Source organism: Candidatus Didemnitutus sp. (genome assembly GCA_019634575.1).
In the GTDB taxonomy this organism is placed as follows: domain Bacteria; phylum Verrucomicrobiota; class Verrucomicrobiia; order Opitutales; family Opitutaceae; genus Didemnitutus.
On record JAHCAY010000001.1, the window covers coordinates 290,294 to 305,674 of the forward strand.

Here is a 15,381-nt window from a genome sequence, read left to right on the forward strand (position 1 = left end):
GTCTTCGCTTGTTTTCGACCGGCTTTTTTCCAAGCTGCCGATATGCGAACGTGGTTTCTACTCGGGAGTCTCGCGACCGTCACCGTCCTGGCCCAGCCGGCCAATAACGCGGCGTTCGAGCTGGCGAGTGTGCGGGAGGATGTCCGCGAGCTGAAGCAGCGCATCGGCGAACTGTCGCTGACCATCGAGCAACTCTCGCGCGAAAACGCCACGCTGCAGTCCAGGGCGAACCAGAGCTACGCGACCGTCGAGCAACTCAACAAGGCGATCGCCGAGCTCAATCGCGCGGTGCAAGGCGACCTCGCGGAGCAGAAACGCGAAGTGCTCGCGCAAGTCGCCGGGCAGCTCGAGCGCCTGGGAAAACAAACGAACGCTGCGCTCGAGGCGCTCGCCAAGAACCAAGCCGCGCGCCCGGCGGTGCAGACGAGTTTCTCCGAGGATTTTCCGAAACAAGGCGTCAACTACACGGTGCAAACCGGCGACACGCTCTCCTCGATCGCGCAGAAGAACGGCGCACGCCTCCAGGATATCATCAACGCAAACAAAGTCAGCGACCCGACGAAGATCCGCGTCGGCCAGACGCTATTCATCCCTCTCGCCAAATAACATGGCCAAACCGCCCCCCTCCCGCCTCGGTCGCGGCCTCGGTGCGCTCATCGCGAGCGGCACCCCGGCCAAACCCGCTCTCCTAGCCGCCGCCGCCCCTGCGGGCCACGCGCCTGCCGCCGCTCCTGCCGCTCCGGTGCACGACGGCTTGCCCGGCTACCGGGAAGTCCCGGTCGCGCAGGTGGAGCCGAACCCGTATCAACCCCGCAAGGAGTTCGATCCCGCAGCGCTTGCCGACCTCGTCGAGAGCATCCGCGCCGAAGGCTTGCTCCAACCCATCGTGGTCCGGCAGGTCGGGGAGAAGTTCCAGCTCATCGCCGGCGAACGTCGTTGGCGCGCGTTTCAGCAGCTGAAGCTGAAGACCGTTCCGGCTCGCGTCATGACCTCGAGCGACGCCTCGTCGGCCTCGCTCGCTCTGATCGAGAATTTGCAGCGCGCGGACCTGAACCCGATCGAGGAGGCGCATGGTTACGCCAGTCTCATTCGCGATTTCGATCTCACGCAGGACGCCGCGGCACAGCGCGTCGGCCGTGGTCGCGCGACGGTAGCCAACTCCCTCCGCCTGCTCGCGCTGGAGCCCGAAATCCAGAGCTATCTCGGCAAGGCGATGCTCAGCGTGGGGCACGCGAAAGTCCTGCTCGGCTTGGACAACGGCCCCGAGCGCCTCGTGCTGGCGCGGCGCGCCATCGAAAGCGGCCTCAGCGTCCGCGCACTCGAGGAGATCGTGCAGGGAAGGCGCGGCAGTGCGACCGGCCCCGGAAAGAAGCGCAGCGCTCCGGCGGCGGAAACGACGGCGCTCGCCGACGTGCAGAAGAAACTCACCAGCCATCTCGGTGCGCGCGTCACACTGCGCCATGCGCCGAAGCACGGGCGCATCATCGTGGAGTATCACGGCAACGACGATCTCGCGCGCGTGCTGGAACGCATGGGCGTCACGCTCTGACGCGCTGATGAGTCGGGGAGGCCCGACTCGTCGGTCGAATAATGTGGCTCGCCGGTGCCGCGCGCCGTGCGGTGGCCGGACTATTTCTTGGGCTTAGGCGGCGGGAAACCCTGCACCAGACCGGTTTCGTCCACGCGCTTGTAGAGGTCGCGCACGGCGGCGGTCGCAGCGTCCTCGAGTGCATTGGCGACCTCGAAGCCGCGAAGACCGTAGCGGCCCCGCTCCTGAATCCATGTGATCTGCGTCTGCGTGACGATGCCGAGATCGCGTTTCTCTCCGCCGGACGCGGAAAGCCCCGCGGAGAGGGTGCACTCGGCGTTGCCCACGTGGTCGATGCGCCAAGTCAGCAGGTTGAGCGTGAGCAGCGGGAGCTCGGGTTTGGGGGCGCGCTCGGCGTCGGGGATGAAGTCGATCACACCGGTGAAGCCGCGGCGCTTGAACGTGTCGGTGAGGATCCCGGCCAGCGAGTCCGCGATGCGGTCGTCGAGAAAGGGCCGCCATGTCGGAGGGACATTGATCTGGAGCTGAAGGTCGGCGGGCTTGGCCGCGGGATCGGTCTTATCGGCCTTGCCCGCAGCGACGGCCACCAGGGTGGCGCTGCAAACGGCGGCGGCCAGCAGGCCGCGGAGCGAAAGCGTGGAGATTTTCATGGGAGTAGGGTGGGGAATTGAGACGTTCGCTCGGCCCGGCGGTTCCCGAGTGGCGCGGCGGGCGAAGCGGTCAGAACTTTGGTTGACAAAGCGGGTCGGAATCCGTTCGTTCGGCCCTTTCATGAACTTGCTCATCAATATTTTCACGGTGGTTCTGATCCTCGTGTCGCTGTTTCTGGTCCTCGTTGTCCTGATGCAGAAGGCCAAATCGGACGGCGGCGTGGCGGCCATGGGCGGCGGTGCCGCTGAGTCCGCGTTCGGTGCCGAAACCGGTAACGTGTTGAGCAAGGCCACGATCAACGCGGCGATTCTTTTCTTCGTGCTCAGCTTCGGCCTCTATCTGGCGCACATCTACCAGTCGAAGCACCAGACGGCCGCCGATGCGAAACTTCCGACCGTCACCGCTCCGGCCGCCCAGCCGGCCACGACGCCTGCGCCAACGACGCCCGGTGAGCCCAAGAAGTAACAAGTTTCTTCGAAACCCGGTTCGCCGGGTTTTGTTTTTTGCAGCCCTCGTTGGGGCGGCCCTTGTGCTTCCGGGTGCTGCGCTGGCGGCGCGACCGGCTCCGAAATTCATCGGCAAGCCCGACCAAGCGGAGGGCGCGCAAATCCTCGCCGGCTTCCGCAACGTCGGCATTCGCGGCGGCTACTGGTTGAAGTTCGAGCTGACCGTGATTCCGCGCCAAGGCGACGAGCGCGCGCTGAGTGGCGAGATGCTCGGGATGCCGGGCTCCGACGGCCCGCTGACGCGACTCGTTGTCGTCGATCCTTCGAGTCAGGCCGGCAACCACGAGCAGCGTTATCTCCTGCACGGCGGCGCGCAGGCGGAAGTCTGGGCCTGGAACGCCGGTGAACAGAGCGCGACCGCGCATCTGTTGCCCGTCGAACAGTGGTTGGCACCCGTGCAAGGCACCGATCTCACGCTGTTCGACTTGCAGATGCCGTTTATGCGCTGGAGCGATTTCGTCTACGAAGGCGTGGCCAACGTGCGCGGCCGCCCGGCGCACGCGTTCCTGCTTTATCCGCCGGCTTCGTTCGTGGCGCCCGCCGATACGCTGGCGCCTGCCGCGGTCCGGGTGTTTCTCGATACGCAGTTTGCCGCGATGACGCAGGCCGAGTGGATCGACACGGACGGCAAGCCGCTCAAGACCGTCACGGTGCTCGACCTCAAGAAGGTCGGCGACCAGTGGCTGGTGAAGTCGATCGACCTGCGGAATCATCGGACGCGGGCGAAGACCCGGTTCGCCGTCGCCGCGGTGGCGCTCGACCTGCCGTTGACGCCCGAGGCGTTCGCGCCAGAGACGCTGGCGCGGCCGGCAATGGAAGTTCCGGGCGGAAAGATCGAGCGATTCTAGCCCATGGACGTCCCGACTGGCATCCAACTCGAGGCCGAATTCCTCGATCGCTTGAACGAGTCCGTGCGCGAGAGGAAGGCGAAATCGGTCAGCGAAATCATCCGCGCGGCATTGGAGTGCTTCGATTTCGAGGACGTCGCGGTGCCGCGCCCGGCGCATGTGAGCATGAGCGTGCGTCTGCCGATCGAGGTGCGTCGCGATCTGAAGCGCATCGCGCGTGCGAAGCAGACAAGCATCGGCCAACTGGTGCGCCTCGCCGTCGATTCGTATTTGCCGCACCTCGACCAAGCTGCCGCCGGCCAGTTGGAGATCGAGATGCCGAGTGCGGTGCCGCACGAGCCGGAACCTTCGCCGCGCGCGAAATCGCGTCCCGCCTCCACGCGTCCCGCCGCCGAGACTGCCCGCAAGAACTCTCAGCCACCGAAGCGCGCGGCGAAACGCACGCCCAAGACTCCCCGGAAGACCACGCCGCGAACGAAGAAGGCGCGTTCGCGTTAAGCGCCTTCACCTATGACCGAAGTTGCCGACGCGTGACTTGCGTTGGCCAACGGCGCGCCCTTAAGTCGGGCTCCGATTATGAGCCAACCGCCTCCGCTCTCCGTCTGGGCCCGCAATGTCTCGCCTTCGCCGACGCTCGCGATCGATGCGAAAGCGAAAGCCATGATCGCCGCGGGCGAGGACGTGTGCTCCTTCGCCGCGGGCGAGCCGGATTTCGACACGCCGGAGTTCATCAAGGAGGCCGCCATCGCCGCGCTGAAAAGCGGCAAGACCAAGTATGCGCCCACGCCCGGCATCGAGCCGCTGCGAGCCGCCATCGCCGAACGCTACGCGGTCGAATACGGCTACAAGATTACGCCCGCGCAGGTCGTCGTCTCGCCGGGCGGCAAGTATTCCTGCTACCTCGCGGTCCTCGCCACCTGCAACCCGGGCGACGAGGCCATCGTCCCCGCACCGTATTGGGTGAGTTATCCGGAAATGGTGAAGCTCGCCGGCGCGACGCCGAAGTTCGTCGTGTGCGACGACAAGGTTGGTTTCAAACTCACGCCTGCTGTCCTCGAGGCCGCCATCACGCCAAAGACGAAGCTGCTCATCCTCAACTCGCCCTCGAATCCGACCGGCGCCGTCTACACCCGCGCTGAACTCGCTGCGCTCGCCGACGTCTGCGTGCGACACAATCTCTACGTGCTCGCGGACGAGATGTATGAGCACCTGATCTACGACGGTAACGAGCCGGTGAACTTCGCCATGCTCGGTGCCGAGGTCGAGAAGCGCACGATCACGGTCGCCGGTTTCTCCAAGACCTATTCGATGACCGGTTGGCGTCTCGGCACGCTCGTCGCGCCCGCGCCCATCGCAAAAGCGTGCGGCGAACTCCAGAGCCAGATGTCTTCCAACGCCACGACCTTCGCCCAATACGGCGCGCTCGCCGCGTTGAAGGAAAAGGCCAAGGCCGACGCCGCGATCAAGGAGATGAAGTCCGCCTTCGACCGCCGCCGCAAATGGCTGCACGCGGAGCTGAACAAGATCCCCGGCGTCTCGTGCCTGCTCGCCGGCGGTGCGTTCTACCTTTTCCCGAACATCTCGAGCTTCGGCCTCAAGGATTCCGAGTTCTGCGCCAAGCTGCTCGAACAGGAAAAGGTCGCCGCGGTCCCTGGCTCGTCGTTCGGCGCCGAAGGCTATCTGCGACTGAGCTACGCGACGTCCGATGAGATCCTGCGCAAGGGCGTCGAGCGCCTCACGCGCTTTTGCGCCGGCTTGAAAAAGTAGGCGCGGAGCCGAGCGCGACTGCAACCGCCGCGGCCGAGCGCGCGTCATCCCGACATGCGCTGGCCCACCGGTCTCATTCTCGCCGCTCTGACGTTAGCGACGGTATCGCCCGTCCTGGCGCGCGAGCCGGTTCATCGCACGTGGGAGGTCGCGGGGGTGAATCGCGAAGCACAGATTTGGTTGCCGGAGAAAGCTGCGCCTGACGGCGCGCCGGTGGTCTTCCTCTTCCACGGGCACGGCGGCAACGCCGCGCAAATCGCGCGCGCGATGCCGATTCCGCATCTGTGGCCCGAAGCGATGGTCGTGTGCCTGCAAGGCTTGCCGACGCCCGGTCAGTTGACCGACCGCGACGGAAAGCTGAACGGCTGGCAGGCGGGGCCGGGTGATCAGGGCGACCGCGATTTGGCTTTTTTCGACGCAGTGTTGGCGACGTTGCGTCACGACTACGCGGTCGATGTGCGCCGCATCTACGCCACCGGCCATTCGAATGGCGGGGGATTCACGTATTTGCTGTGGGCGATGCGACGCGATGTGTTCGCGGCCTTCGCGCCCTCGTCCGCCGTGGCGGGCCGATTCGCTCGCCGTCTGACTCCCGCGCCGGTGCTGCACCTCGCCGGCCGGAACGACGAACTCGTGAAGTTCGCGTGGCAGGAGCGCATGATCGCACATCTGCGCGAACTGAACGCCTGCACCGGCGACGGCGTGCGCGCGGACGGATTCGTCACGCGCTACGCGTCGGCGAGCCGCAACTTCACCGCGACTTTCATTCACGACGGCGGACACCAGTTGCCTGCGGCAGCCGCTCCGGCGGTGGTCGAGTTTTTGCGCGCTCAGGTTCGGCCGGAATAGTCGGTCCGCGCGAAGCATCCGCACTGGTCATCAAGGCCTGCCAGTCAAAGTCAGCGGCTGTGTCCGAAGCCGACACTCTCGTCCGTCGAGAATTCAGACCGTCATGCTTTTCACCGCCCTCATTCTTGCCGCGCTGGTCGTCCTCACCGGTTGGGACGCCGGCGAGGCGTCATGAACGCGGGAACGCCGCGGCCCACGCCTGCGCATCGAAACCGAGCAGGCCGACGTCGGTGCCGAGCACGAACGGGCGTTTCACCAGCCGGCCATCGGAGCCGAGCAGCGCGAGGGCATCGGCCTCGGACATCGTGGGGAGCTTCGCGGCGAGACCGCGCTCGCGGTATTGGATGCCCGAGGTGTTGAAGAGCCGCCGCAGCTGGCCGTCCTGATGCCGCAACATCGCGCGCAGTTCCGCGGGCGTCGGCGGCTGCTCGTAGATCGGGCGCTCGACGAATTCCACGCCGCGCTCGCGCAGCCAGCGGGTGGCGTCGCGGCAGGTGCTGCATTTGGCGTAGGCGTAGACGATGACGGGAGAGCGAGCCATGGCGGGCGGCATTCAACGCGTCGCGCGACGCGGCTCAAGTGCACTTTGGCCGGAGCAGGATTCGCGTTGTATCGCGAGCTCCGGTCGCAACGCTGGCGCGATGAAGAAGACTTTCCCGCTCCAGCAAGCCGGTCGCGACGACGCCCGCGTGCGTGACAAGATCCGCCACGAGGTGAACAAGTTTCTGCGTCGCGCCCGGCAGCGTCCGCCGCAGGAGGGTTTCCGCGGGTGGGATTTCGCGTGCAAGATGGGCCCGAGCGAGAGCGAGGCCCGGCCGTGCGCGTTGACCGAGGTGGCGACGGGGATCGACGCGATCGCGCAAGGCGGCGCGACGCACGTCTACCTCGAGTTGATTCCTGTGCCGACGCGACCGGCGCCCGTGACCGACATCGGCTGAGCCGCGCGTCAGGCTTTCTTCACGAAACACGCCTTCAGTGCGAGGGCGATGCCGTCGATCTTGCAATCGATCTCGTGGTCGCCGTCGACGAGGCGGATGTTCTTCGCCTTGGAGCCGGCCTTGAGCACCTGCGCGCCGCCGAGCTTGAGGTCCTTGATCGTGATGATCGTGTCGCCCTCGACGAGGACGTTGCCGTGCGCGTCCTTCACGACTCGCGCGGCTTCGGGTGCCTCTTCCTTGGGCCATTCGTGACCGCAGGTGGCGCATTCCCACTTGTCGGGATGCTCAAGGACGTCTTCGAGCGTGCAGGCTGGGCAGGTGGGTTTCGACATAAGGGACGACGTTGCAGCCGCGCCTGCTGGCGCGGCAAGGCTTTTTCGGACAGGCGCGCGCGAGCGCGCCGCCTACCTGGACCGGGTGTGGCTCAGTGCTCGTCGACGCGCGCCATCTTGGCGTCGATGACCGGGGCGCCGACGCCGTTGATGACGTGCGCGATGCCGCTGCCCGGCTGCCGGTTGAGGCGCAGCGTGATGAGGTGGTGAAACTTTACGCCCGGCGCCGCGGGCGCTTCGACGGCGTTGTCGAGGATCACGGGCGTGTGGTGGAATACCGAATAGACGCCGAGGCCCCAGGCTTCGTGAGTGCGGACGTTGTCGGCGACTTTGTAGGAGGCGAAACCGCGTGTCTTGCCGTTCATCCAGGCGGCTTGATTCGGCGGGTCGTAGGGCAGCTCCGACTGATAGAGATAAACGCGTCCGCCGTCGGCGTTCCACCGCGTCTGGTAATCTTGGGTGTGTTCGACGAAGAGCCCGTAGGCCGTGACGTCGCGTCCGTTGACGACGAGGCCGAATGCGTTGCGGTTCTTCTCCCAGCCGGCGCCGGGACCATGGTCGGCGCGCCAGAGCCAGAGATTATCGAGAAGCGTGTGCGCGCTGTTCACTTCGACGAAGCAGCGTGTGCGTCCGGCGACGCTCGATCCGGCGCGGGCGAAGATGTCGTGGAGCGCGATTGGGCGTTCAGCGTGCGTCGCGTTGCTGCCGCTGGGGCCGACTTCCAGCAGGAGTGGAGATTCGTGTTCGCCCGCTTCCAGGAGCAGGCCGCAGGCGACGATGCCGTCGGCGTCGGCGAGGCGCAGCACCGGTTGGCCGGTCGTCGAGATGAGCGTTGGAAAGCCGAGGCCGAACACGATCGTTTCCGGCCGCTGGACTTCGAGCGGAGCTGTGAGCGAGTAGTTGCCGGGCGTAAACAGGAGATGTTTTCCGGCGGTGAGCGCGGCGTTGAGTGTGGCCGCGGTGTCGCGCTCGGGACGCGCGATGTAGAACTCACTCAACGGAATCGCGCGACCGGGCGTCGGCCGGCCCGTGCTCCAAGTGGTGCCTTGCGACTCGCGCGCGTAGTCGGGCACGAACACGAAAAAGTCGCCGTGTTCATCAGTGAAGAGATACGGCTTCTCACGACTCACCGGCGTGCGATCGACCACGGTGTAGGCGGGATCGGGCCAGCGTCCGTCGGGCGCACGGTCGACACCGACGAAGACCATGTTCCAACTGGAGCCGATCCAGCGTCCCCACGTATCGTTGCGCGAGAGCCACTGTTGCTGGGTGCCGGAGTTCACCGTGCCGTCGATGCGGCAATCGGCCATGAAGCCGCCGCTGGCCCAACCGCCGTCCCAGAGGTGGACGTCGCCGCGCACATGCATGCGCCGGAAGGAAGTGCCCTGCGAGACGGCCCAGACGTTGACCTTGCCTTCGACGGTGGGAGTGACGCTGAGATTCTCCGCGACGCGCCAAAAATTGATCGTGGCGTTGTTGCCTTTCATCCAGCTCGCTTTCGAGCGGACCGCACCGGTGATATGCACGTCGTCGGGCGAGCGCCCCAATCCAGCCACGTGCATGTAGTAGCCGACGCGCACGTCGGCGTGGTATTCGCCGGGGCGGAAGAGCAGCGCGAAGCGGCCGGGGCCGAACTCGCTGCGCTCCTGCTGTGCGTAGACGGCGTCGAGGCGCGCCTGGATGTCGCGATCACCGGGGCCGAAGATCAGCACCGATGGGCCGAAATCCGGCGCGGCGCCGGACGCGAGGGTGAACATGAGGGCAAGGCCCGGAGGGAGTCGCAACAGCAGCGATTTCATCGAGCGAGCGGCGAAGATAGTTGTGCGCAACGCCGTCCGGCAATCGGCGAGCGCGTTCGGTGCACAGAAATTTGGGAAAGGTGCACGCACCACCGGCGACCGACGGCCGAAGCGGTGGGGCGGTAGAAATCCGAGCAACGCGCGCGCCTCGCTACTCCGTGCGCAGCGCCTCCATCGGATCGATCCGAGCGGCGCGCCGGGCGGGAATCCAGAGGGCGAAAAGACCGACGGCCGACGTCAGCAACGCGACGGCGAGGTAGATGAGGGGATTGTTCATCGCGCCGGCACCGAAAATACTGCCGACCGGGCGCGTGAGCAGGAGACCGCCCACCAACCCGATGGCGAGTCCGAGCGTGATCTGCCGGCCACCTTGCCAGAGCACGAGACGGAGAATTTCGCCGACGGTGGAGCCGAGTGCCATGCGGACGCCGAACTCTCGCGTGCGCCGGCTGACGGCGAGCGAGGTGACGCCATAGACGCCGATGGAGCCGAGGAAGAGCGTCACGAGCGCAAACGTGGCGGACATGACGCCCGCGACGCTGAAGCCGTGCAGCGCGCGCCGCGTGCGCTCTTGCAGCGTGGAGAGCGAGTGCACGGGCTGATCGGGGTCGAGCGCGATGATGGCGCGGCGCAGCGGAGCGATCACCTGGACCGGGTCGCCCTTGGTGCGGACGAAGAGGTTGAGCCAGCCCCAACCCATCTGGTCCTGCACGAGGTAAAAGCCTTCGCCGTTCTGGCCTTCGGGCAGGAAAAGTCCCTGCATCTTCAGATCGGGCACGACGCCGACGACTTGCACCCAGTTGTCGTCGGTCTGGCCGTTTTTGAAGCGACGGCCGATGGCGTCCTGTCCCGGCCAAAAGCGGTGGGCGAAGGATTCGTTGACCACGGCCACGCGCGGAGCGCCGGATTGATCGTGGCTGTCGAAAAGGCGGCCGTGCACGGGCGTGACACCGACGAGGCGAAAGTAGTCGGTGGAGACGACTTCGAGCCAGACGTTCGGCCGGTCGTTCGGGTGCTTGAAGACGACGCCCTCCGGCGCGACGGGTGTGGGCACTCCGGGGCCAATGAAGTCGCGGCTGGTGACGGCGACGGCTTCGACACCGGGCTCGGCGCTGAGGCGCGCCATCATCTCGCGGAAAAAGCGCGCGCGGAGCTCGGGAGTGGCCTGCGTCTGCTCCTGCAACTCGATGCGTCCGAACAACAGCTGTTCCGGGTGGTAGCCGAGATTGGCGGAGCGCAGTGTGTAGATCGTCCAGCCCAGCACGCAGGCCGCGACGAGCAGCGCGGAGGTGAAGGCGATCTGCGCCGTGACGAGCCAGCGGCCGATGCGGCCCACGCCGATGCTGGAGGCGGCGCGGTGATCGTCCTTGAGCGCTGTGTTCATGTCGAGGCGCGAGGCTTGCCATGCGGGCAGGAGACCGGCGAGGAGACCGGCGATCGCTGTGCAACCGATGGCCGCGCCGACGACGCGGGCGTCGAGTCGGAACTCGAACCAGCCCGGAATCTCCATGGCGGATTGCAGGTAGCTTTGCAGCCACTCGATGCCGAAGTAGGCGAGTAGCACGCCGCCGGCGGCGCCGAGTGCAGCGAGCACACTGGATTCGCCGAGCATGAGGCGCACGATGCGCGCGCGGCTGGCGCCGACCGCGGTGCGCACGGCCAGCTCGCGTGTGCGCTGCGCCGCGCGACCGAGGAGCATGTTGGCGACATTCACGCAGGCGAGAGCGAGGATGAGGCCGGTCATCGCGAGCATCAGATAGAGAATCGGCTGCGTGCCGCCGCCGGCGTAGGCGAACTGCAAGGGTTGCACCTGGACGTGATCGATGCCGGTGTTGGTTTCGGGCCACAGGGCTTGGAGCGAGGCCTGGAGCGAAGACAGTTCTGCGACGGCTTGCGCGCGTGCGACACCGGGCCGCAGCTTGCCGAAAAGCTCGGCGCGCTCGACGCGATACACGCGCGGGTCATTTGCCGCGGGGCGCATGTTGATCCAGAGACGCTGATTTACCGGGAAGACGAATTTCGGCGGCATCACGCCGATGATCGTGCCGGCGTCGCCGTTGACGGTGAGTGCACGACCGAGGACTGACGCGTCGGCGCCGAACTCCTCCACCCACAGGGCGTGGGACAGAACGATGAGCAGGGGTTGCCCGGGCCGATCTTCCTCCGCCGAAAACCAACGGCCGATTTCGGGACCGACTCCCAGGGTGGTGAGGAGATTGGCCGTCGCGAACGCGCCCGGCTCGTGCGTGGGCACGCGGCCCTTGCCGCTCAGGTTGAACCCGCCGGCGGTGATGCCTGCGAGCGACTCGAAGGTGGTCTGGCGTTCGCGCAGTTGCAGGAAGTCGCGATAGGGGAACGCGGTCCACTCGTCGCTGGCCTCCGCGCCAGGCGGGCGCAGGGAGATGTGCATTAGGCGCTCTGCGCCGGGCACGGGCAGGCCGCGCAGGAGGATGCCGTCGATGAGGCTGAACTGGGTCGCGACCAACCCGACGCCGAGGGCCAGCGAGAAGGCCGCCATGAAGGTGAAACCGGGGCGCTGCCTCACCTGCCGGAAGGCGATTTTTAAGAACTGCATGGGGTATCGGCTGGCCGAGCGCGCCGGTGGCGCGGTTTACTTGGAAACGATCACACCGTCCGCGAGACGGACGGTGCGCGAACCGTAGGAGGCGTTTTCCTCGGAGTGCGTGACCTGGATGATGGTCGTGCCTTCCTCGTTGAGCTTCTTGAAGAGCTTCATGATCTCGCGGCCTTGGTCGCTGTGGAGGTTGCCGGTCGGCTCGTCGGCGAGGATGAGCGACGGGCTGGCAATGAGCGCGCGGGCGACGCCGACGAGCTGCTGCTGTCCGCCGGAAAGCTGGTTCGGGTAGAGATCCTTTTTGCCGACGATGCCGAAGCGATCGAGCACGTCGCAGACGATGGACTCGCGCTCCTTCTTCGGCGTGTCGCGGTAGGAGAGCGGGATCTCGAGGTTCTCGTAAACGGTGAGGTCGTCGAGGAGGTGGTAGCTTTGGAAGACGAAGCCGATGTGCTTTTTCTGCAGCTCGAAGCGCTTCTTCTTGTCGAGTTTATGAATCGGCTCGCCGCGCAGGGTGAATTCGCCGTTCCACGCGCTGTCATGCAGACCGAGGATGTGGAGCAGCGTGGATTTGCCGGAGCCCGAAGGTCCCATGATCGAGACGAATTCGCCCTCGTTGATTTCGAGGCTGATGTTGCGCAGGGCGTAGAAGACGCCGCCTTTGAGGGGATAGATTTTTTCGACGGAGCGAAGCGAGATCATGCAGGATAAAATGGAGAAAACGCGGCGTGCGGCCAAGCTCGCTCACGAAATCAACTCGGGCGGCGGCGGCCACGCGGGGCGTTGCTTGGTCTGCCGCACGGGCTTCGCGGCATCGCGCGCGGGCGAAGCGGCATTCGGGGAAGCTGTGGGCGGCGCAGGAGGCGTCGGTGCGGGTTCGGCGACGGTGCTGTTGCCGGCGTCGTCCGCCGGCGGCATGGCGGGGGAGTTGACGTTTTTCGCTGGCTCGCCGGCCTTGCCGTTTGCCCTGGCGGATTCGGTGTATTGCTCGTCGGCGGCGAGGGCCGACGCACCGGTCAGCACTGCTGCGGCGAAGAGCAGAGCGAGCGACGAGTGCAGCCGGAGGCGGAGCGTCATGGGAGGGGCGCGCGGTTAAGCGGCGCCTCATTCTTTCGCACGCGATGTGCCATGGGTGAATCGAATTTGGACCGCTGATACGCAGTGCTTTGCGCAAAGCGACTGGCGGCGCGGGTCGCGCCAACGCTCGGATTCGAAATTAGACCGTCCCAAACTCGGGACGAATTTCAGGGGAGGAGGCGAGTGGCGGCGTCGATGCGGTCGCCGACGCGCGACCAGCGATAGACGAGCGGCCCGCTGGCGCGTTTGAGCGACTTGAACAGCTCCTTGTCAGCGCGTTGCTGGAGCATGAGTTCCTCCATCCCGACGGCGGAACAGTTGAAAATTTTGGCGTAGCCCTTGTAGACGCGCGGTTCGCCGAGGATGCGCGAGGCGTCGGTCGGCTGCGGCCACGATCGCCGGTCGAGCACGAGAAAACTGTAGGGCAACGAGCGCAGGTCGATGCCGGCGCGCTGGCCGAATTTGACCCACTCGGAGCTGGCGAAAATTTCCGACGGCGGCGCGGCGAAGAAGTGGCACCAGTCGCGTTCGCGGCCCGCGGCGAGGAGACCGCAGGCGGCGGCGTGCGGGCAGGGCGCGACGGCGTTGAAGCCGTCGGCGCGCGCCTGCTCCCGCCAAGCGATGATCGCGCGTCCGACTTCATGTGTGCCGGGCTCGACCCAGAGGACCGTTTGCGCGCGGGCGAGGAGGCTGCGGAGCTCGGCCCGACCGTTGTCATCGAGCTCGTTCAGCACATGACTGACCACGAGGACGTCGATGGCGCCTTCTTGCAGGAACCGGTAGTTCGCGCGCTCGACGGCGAGATCAGGAAACGCCGTGCGCGCGCGGTGCTCGGCGAATTCCACGGCGAGGGGCGAGTGATCGTGCAGAACGAGTCGGGCGACGTTGGTCGCGCCGAGAAGGTCCGCGACGCGCCGACCGGCCACGCCGCTGCCGCAGCCCCAATCGAATACCGTGGCGTTGGCCGGTGCGGTCCAGTTGCGCAGGCGCAACTCGCGGAGCACTGCGTCCCATTTCCAGCCGATGCGTTCAGCGTAGGTGAGGTCGTAGGCCTCAAGGTCGGTGATCGTGTGCCAATACGGTCCCTCGGTGCGGGCGTCCGTAAGGAACGTCTCGCGGAGGCGATCGAGCACTTCCCAGTCCAGCGAGGTCAGGTCCATCAGCGCAGGGCGAGATCGAGTCGTTCCGGAACGAAAAGGCGGTCCCCAGCTCGCGGCGACGGGACAGTGAACTCGCGGGTCATGTCGAGCGGTTGGGCGCGCCGGTGGGTCGTGCCCGAGTCACGGACGAGATAGACGGCACTCATCTTCGCGTAAGGCTGCGGTCCGCCGGCGTGCTCGATGGCGCGGGCGAAGGTTTCTCCGGGAGCGAGTTGGACGACGCCGGGGCGAACCACGCTGCCGGTGATCGTAACGGGAGTGGTCCGCGTCGCCGCGGGCGCTGCGTGCGGCGACGCGCGATTCGTTTCTTCATGGCCGAGCCAAGCGAGGCCGGTGAGAACTACGACGGCGCCGATCAGGGTAAGCTTTCTCATCGGCGCGAGCCCGCGCGGTGGGCGCGGGGCTTACTTCGTCACCGTCACCGGCACGCTGCTTTCGCCGGCGCTGCTCTTGAAGAAGAGCGAGCCGGTGCCGGGTTTGCCGCCTTGGACGGCGATCGTGACGCTGGTCTGGCCGGCGGGCACGATCACTTCGGGCATCACGATGCTCTCGGGCACGTCGGTCTGGACGTCGATGAGCATGCCGCCGGCGGGAGCCGGTTGCGGAATGGTGAAGGTCATCGCCTGTTGTTCGCCGGCACGAAGGTTGAGCGCGGTGGGCGAGACGGTGAAGTTGATGGCGTCGACGCGGAACGAGCCGACGGCGAGGGCGGTGCCGCCGCCAGCGAGGCGCAGGGTGTAGCTGCGGCCGGTTTCCACGGCCGGGACGAAGAAGCTGATCGAGCTGGGCGACTCGAAGACGGTGCGGGTCGGGCTGTTGTCGAAATAGACGACGTCGTTCGGCGTGAAGCCGGCGCCGAGCACGCTGACACGAGCGCCGATGGGGGCGCGGCTCGCTTCCGGGCGGAGAACGTAGCGGCCGGCGATGTTCAGGTGTTGGAGCTCGGAGTGCATTTCGCTCGCGAGGGCGCCGGCGGGGGCGTCTTTGCCGAGGTAGGCGACGATGAAATAATACGAGGCGTTCGTGCGGCCGGCGGGCAGTTGGTAGTCGAATTCCCAGATGTCGGCCTGAGCGCTCTTGGTCATCGGGTAGATTTGGCCGTCGATGACGATGCGCGGCTTGATGCTGGACTCATCGATGGTGTAGCTCGCCGGCTTGAAGTTCGCGGTGATCGTGTAGATCTGCGACGGATTGGCCGGCACGTTGTCCGGCGTCATGTTGGTGATCGTCAGCGACTGGCAGCCGGCCAGGAAGCCGAGCGCGATGATCGCGCTGACGAGCGCCGTGTTGCGGCGGAAACGGGAAGAGAAGGGTTGCATGGGAAAAGGTT

At 66.2% G+C, this 15,381-nt stretch carries 18 protein-coding genes; 8 read left to right on the forward strand and 10 right to left on the reverse strand.

Annotated elements, in window-relative coordinates; all coding sequences use genetic code 11:
* Window positions 1–42 precede the first annotated feature (42 nt).
* Complete coding sequence (locus tag KF715_01140) at window positions 43–606, forward strand: LysM peptidoglycan-binding domain-containing protein (GenBank protein ID MBX3735267.1); 564 nt, start codon at window positions 43–45, stop codon at window positions 604–606.
* A gap of 1 nt (window position 607) precedes the next feature.
* Window positions 608–1,549 carry a ParB/RepB/Spo0J family partition protein gene (locus KF715_01145; GenBank protein MBX3735268.1) on the forward strand — a complete coding sequence of 314 codons (942 nt, stop codon included), beginning with the start codon at window positions 608–610 and terminating at the stop codon, window positions 1,547–1,549.
* A gap of 80 nt (window positions 1,550–1,629) precedes the next feature.
* Here KF715_01145 and KF715_01150 read toward each other — a convergent pair whose 3' ends face one another.
* Window positions 1,630–2,199: a hypothetical protein gene (locus KF715_01150; protein ID MBX3735269.1), complete on the reverse strand. Its 570-nt coding sequence runs from the start codon at window positions 2,197–2,199 to the stop codon at window positions 1,630–1,632.
* 121 nt (window positions 2,200–2,320) lie between these two features.
* On the opposite strand from KF715_01150, the gene secG reads away from it, so the two are divergent.
* From secG to KF715_01175, 5 genes are all read left to right on the forward strand, one after another.
* Window positions 2,321–2,665, forward strand: a complete 345-nt coding sequence (gene secG / locus KF715_01155; protein ID MBX3735270.1) for a preprotein translocase subunit SecG — start codon at window positions 2,321–2,323, stop codon at window positions 2,663–2,665.
* 64 nt (window positions 2,666–2,729) lie between these two features.
* A complete protein-coding gene (locus KF715_01160; GenBank protein ID MBX3735271.1) occupies window positions 2,730–3,554 on the forward strand; it encodes an outer membrane lipoprotein-sorting protein in 825 nt (274 codons plus the stop codon).
* 3 nt (window positions 3,555–3,557) lie between these two features.
* Window positions 3,558–4,052 (forward strand): ribbon-helix-helix protein, CopG family, encoded by a 495-nt coding sequence (locus KF715_01165; GenBank protein ID MBX3735272.1) that lies wholly within the window; start codon window positions 3,558–3,560, stop codon window positions 4,050–4,052.
* A 78-nt stretch (window positions 4,053–4,130) separates the two neighbouring features.
* Window positions 4,131–5,321: a pyridoxal phosphate-dependent aminotransferase gene (locus KF715_01170; protein ID MBX3735273.1), complete on the forward strand. Its 1,191-nt coding sequence runs from the start codon at window positions 4,131–4,133 to the stop codon at window positions 5,319–5,321.
* 54 nt (window positions 5,322–5,375) lie between these two features.
* Entirely contained in the window at window positions 5,376–6,170 is a 795-nt protein-coding gene (locus tag KF715_01175; protein ID MBX3735274.1) for a prolyl oligopeptidase family serine peptidase, read from the forward strand.
* A 169-nt stretch (window positions 6,171–6,339) separates the two neighbouring features.
* Here the strand turns inward: KF715_01175 and KF715_01180 are convergent, their stop codons facing one another.
* Entirely contained in the window at window positions 6,340–6,711 is a 372-nt protein-coding gene (locus KF715_01180; GenBank protein ID MBX3735275.1) for a Spx/MgsR family RNA polymerase-binding regulatory protein, read from the reverse strand.
* Between the two features lie 100 nt (window positions 6,712–6,811).
* Between KF715_01180 and KF715_01185 the strand changes: the two genes are divergently transcribed.
* On the forward strand, window positions 6,812–7,108 hold the full coding sequence (locus KF715_01185) for a hypothetical protein (protein MBX3735276.1): 297 nt from the start codon (window positions 6,812–6,814) through the stop codon (window positions 7,106–7,108).
* Window positions 7,109–7,116: 8 nt separating this feature from the next.
* On the opposite strand, the gene KF715_01190 is transcribed toward KF715_01185, so the two are convergent.
* The 8 genes from KF715_01190 to KF715_01225 form a co-directional block, all read right to left on the reverse strand.
* Window positions 7,117–7,440 carry an alkylphosphonate utilization protein gene (locus KF715_01190; GenBank protein MBX3735277.1) on the reverse strand — a complete coding sequence of 108 codons (324 nt, stop codon included), beginning with the start codon at window positions 7,438–7,440 and terminating at the stop codon, window positions 7,117–7,119.
* A gap of 92 nt (window positions 7,441–7,532) precedes the next feature.
* Complete coding sequence (locus KF715_01195; GenBank protein ID MBX3735278.1) at window positions 7,533–9,239, reverse strand: hypothetical protein; 1,707 nt, start codon at window positions 9,237–9,239, stop codon at window positions 7,533–7,535.
* 151 nt (window positions 9,240–9,390) lie between these two features.
* On the reverse strand, window positions 9,391–11,814 hold the full coding sequence (locus KF715_01200; protein MBX3735279.1) for an ABC transporter permease: 2,424 nt from the start codon (window positions 11,812–11,814) through the stop codon (window positions 9,391–9,393).
* A 36-nt stretch (window positions 11,815–11,850) separates the two neighbouring features.
* A complete protein-coding gene (locus KF715_01205; protein ID MBX3735280.1) occupies window positions 11,851–12,516 on the reverse strand; it encodes an ABC transporter ATP-binding protein in 666 nt (221 codons plus the stop codon).
* A 42-nt stretch (window positions 12,517–12,558) separates the two neighbouring features.
* Complete coding sequence (locus KF715_01210; protein ID MBX3735281.1) at window positions 12,559–12,891, reverse strand: hypothetical protein; 333 nt, start codon at window positions 12,889–12,891, stop codon at window positions 12,559–12,561.
* Window positions 12,892–13,058: 167 nt separating this feature from the next.
* Complete coding sequence (locus KF715_01215) at window positions 13,059–14,051, reverse strand: hypothetical protein (protein ID MBX3735282.1); 993 nt, start codon at window positions 14,049–14,051, stop codon at window positions 13,059–13,061.
* On the reverse strand, window positions 14,051–14,425 hold the full coding sequence (locus KF715_01220; GenBank protein ID MBX3735283.1) for an SLBB domain-containing protein: 375 nt from the start codon (window positions 14,423–14,425) through the stop codon (window positions 14,051–14,053). The genes KF715_01215 and KF715_01220 overlap by 1 nt, the downstream gene beginning before the upstream one ends.
* Before the next feature lie 30 nt (window positions 14,426–14,455).
* Complete coding sequence (locus KF715_01225; GenBank protein MBX3735284.1) at window positions 14,456–15,370, reverse strand: cell surface protein; 915 nt, start codon at window positions 15,368–15,370, stop codon at window positions 14,456–14,458.
* Window positions 15,371–15,381: the final 11 nt, after the last annotated feature.

Excerpts from the sequence above, each read along its gene's own strand:
- KF715_01215 (MBX3735282.1), bottom strand. The coding sequence starts at position 14,051 with ATGGACCTGACCTCGCTGGACTGGGAAGTGCTCGATCGCCTCCGCGAG.
- KF715_01220 (MBX3735283.1), bottom strand. The coding sequence starts at position 14,425 with ATGAGAAAGCTTACCCTGATCGGCGCCGTCGTAGTTCTCACCGGCCTC.
- KF715_01225 (MBX3735284.1), bottom strand. The coding sequence starts at position 15,370 with ATGCAACCCTTCTCTTCCCGTTTCCGCCGCAACACGGCGCTCGTCAGC.
- KF715_01190 (MBX3735277.1), bottom strand. The coding sequence starts at position 7,440 with ATGTCGAAACCCACCTGCCCAGCCTGCACGCTCGAAGACGTCCTTGAG.
- KF715_01165 (MBX3735272.1), top strand. The coding sequence starts at position 3,558 with ATGGACGTCCCGACTGGCATCCAACTCGAGGCCGAATTCCTCGATCGC.
- KF715_01180 (MBX3735275.1), bottom strand. The coding sequence starts at position 6,711 with ATGGCTCGCTCTCCCGTCATCGTCTACGCCTACGCCAAATGCAGCACC.
- KF715_01170 (MBX3735273.1), top strand. The coding sequence starts at position 4,131 with ATGAGCCAACCGCCTCCGCTCTCCGTCTGGGCCCGCAATGTCTCGCCT.
- KF715_01175 (MBX3735274.1), top strand. The coding sequence starts at position 5,376 with ATGCGCTGGCCCACCGGTCTCATTCTCGCCGCTCTGACGTTAGCGACG.
- KF715_01205 (MBX3735280.1), bottom strand. The coding sequence starts at position 12,516 with ATGATCTCGCTTCGCTCCGTCGAAAAAATCTATCCCCTCAAAGGCGGC.
- KF715_01150 (MBX3735269.1), bottom strand. The coding sequence starts at position 2,199 with ATGAAAATCTCCACGCTTTCGCTCCGCGGCCTGCTGGCCGCCGCCGTT.
- KF715_01145 (MBX3735268.1), top strand. The coding sequence starts at position 608 with ATGGCCAAACCGCCCCCCTCCCGCCTCGGTCGCGGCCTCGGTGCGCTC.
- KF715_01140 (MBX3735267.1), top strand. The coding sequence starts at position 43 with ATGCGAACGTGGTTTCTACTCGGGAGTCTCGCGACCGTCACCGTCCTG.
- KF715_01200 (MBX3735279.1), bottom strand. The coding sequence starts at position 11,814 with ATGCAGTTCTTAAAAATCGCCTTCCGGCAGGTGAGGCAGCGCCCCGGT.
- secG (MBX3735270.1), top strand. The coding sequence starts at position 2,321 with ATGAACTTGCTCATCAATATTTTCACGGTGGTTCTGATCCTCGTGTCG.
- KF715_01185 (MBX3735276.1), top strand. The coding sequence starts at position 6,812 with ATGAAGAAGACTTTCCCGCTCCAGCAAGCCGGTCGCGACGACGCCCGC.
- KF715_01210 (MBX3735281.1), bottom strand. The coding sequence starts at position 12,891 with ATGACGCTCCGCCTCCGGCTGCACTCGTCGCTCGCTCTGCTCTTCGCC.
- KF715_01195 (MBX3735278.1), bottom strand. The coding sequence starts at position 9,239 with ATGAAATCGCTGCTGTTGCGACTCCCTCCGGGCCTTGCCCTCATGTTC.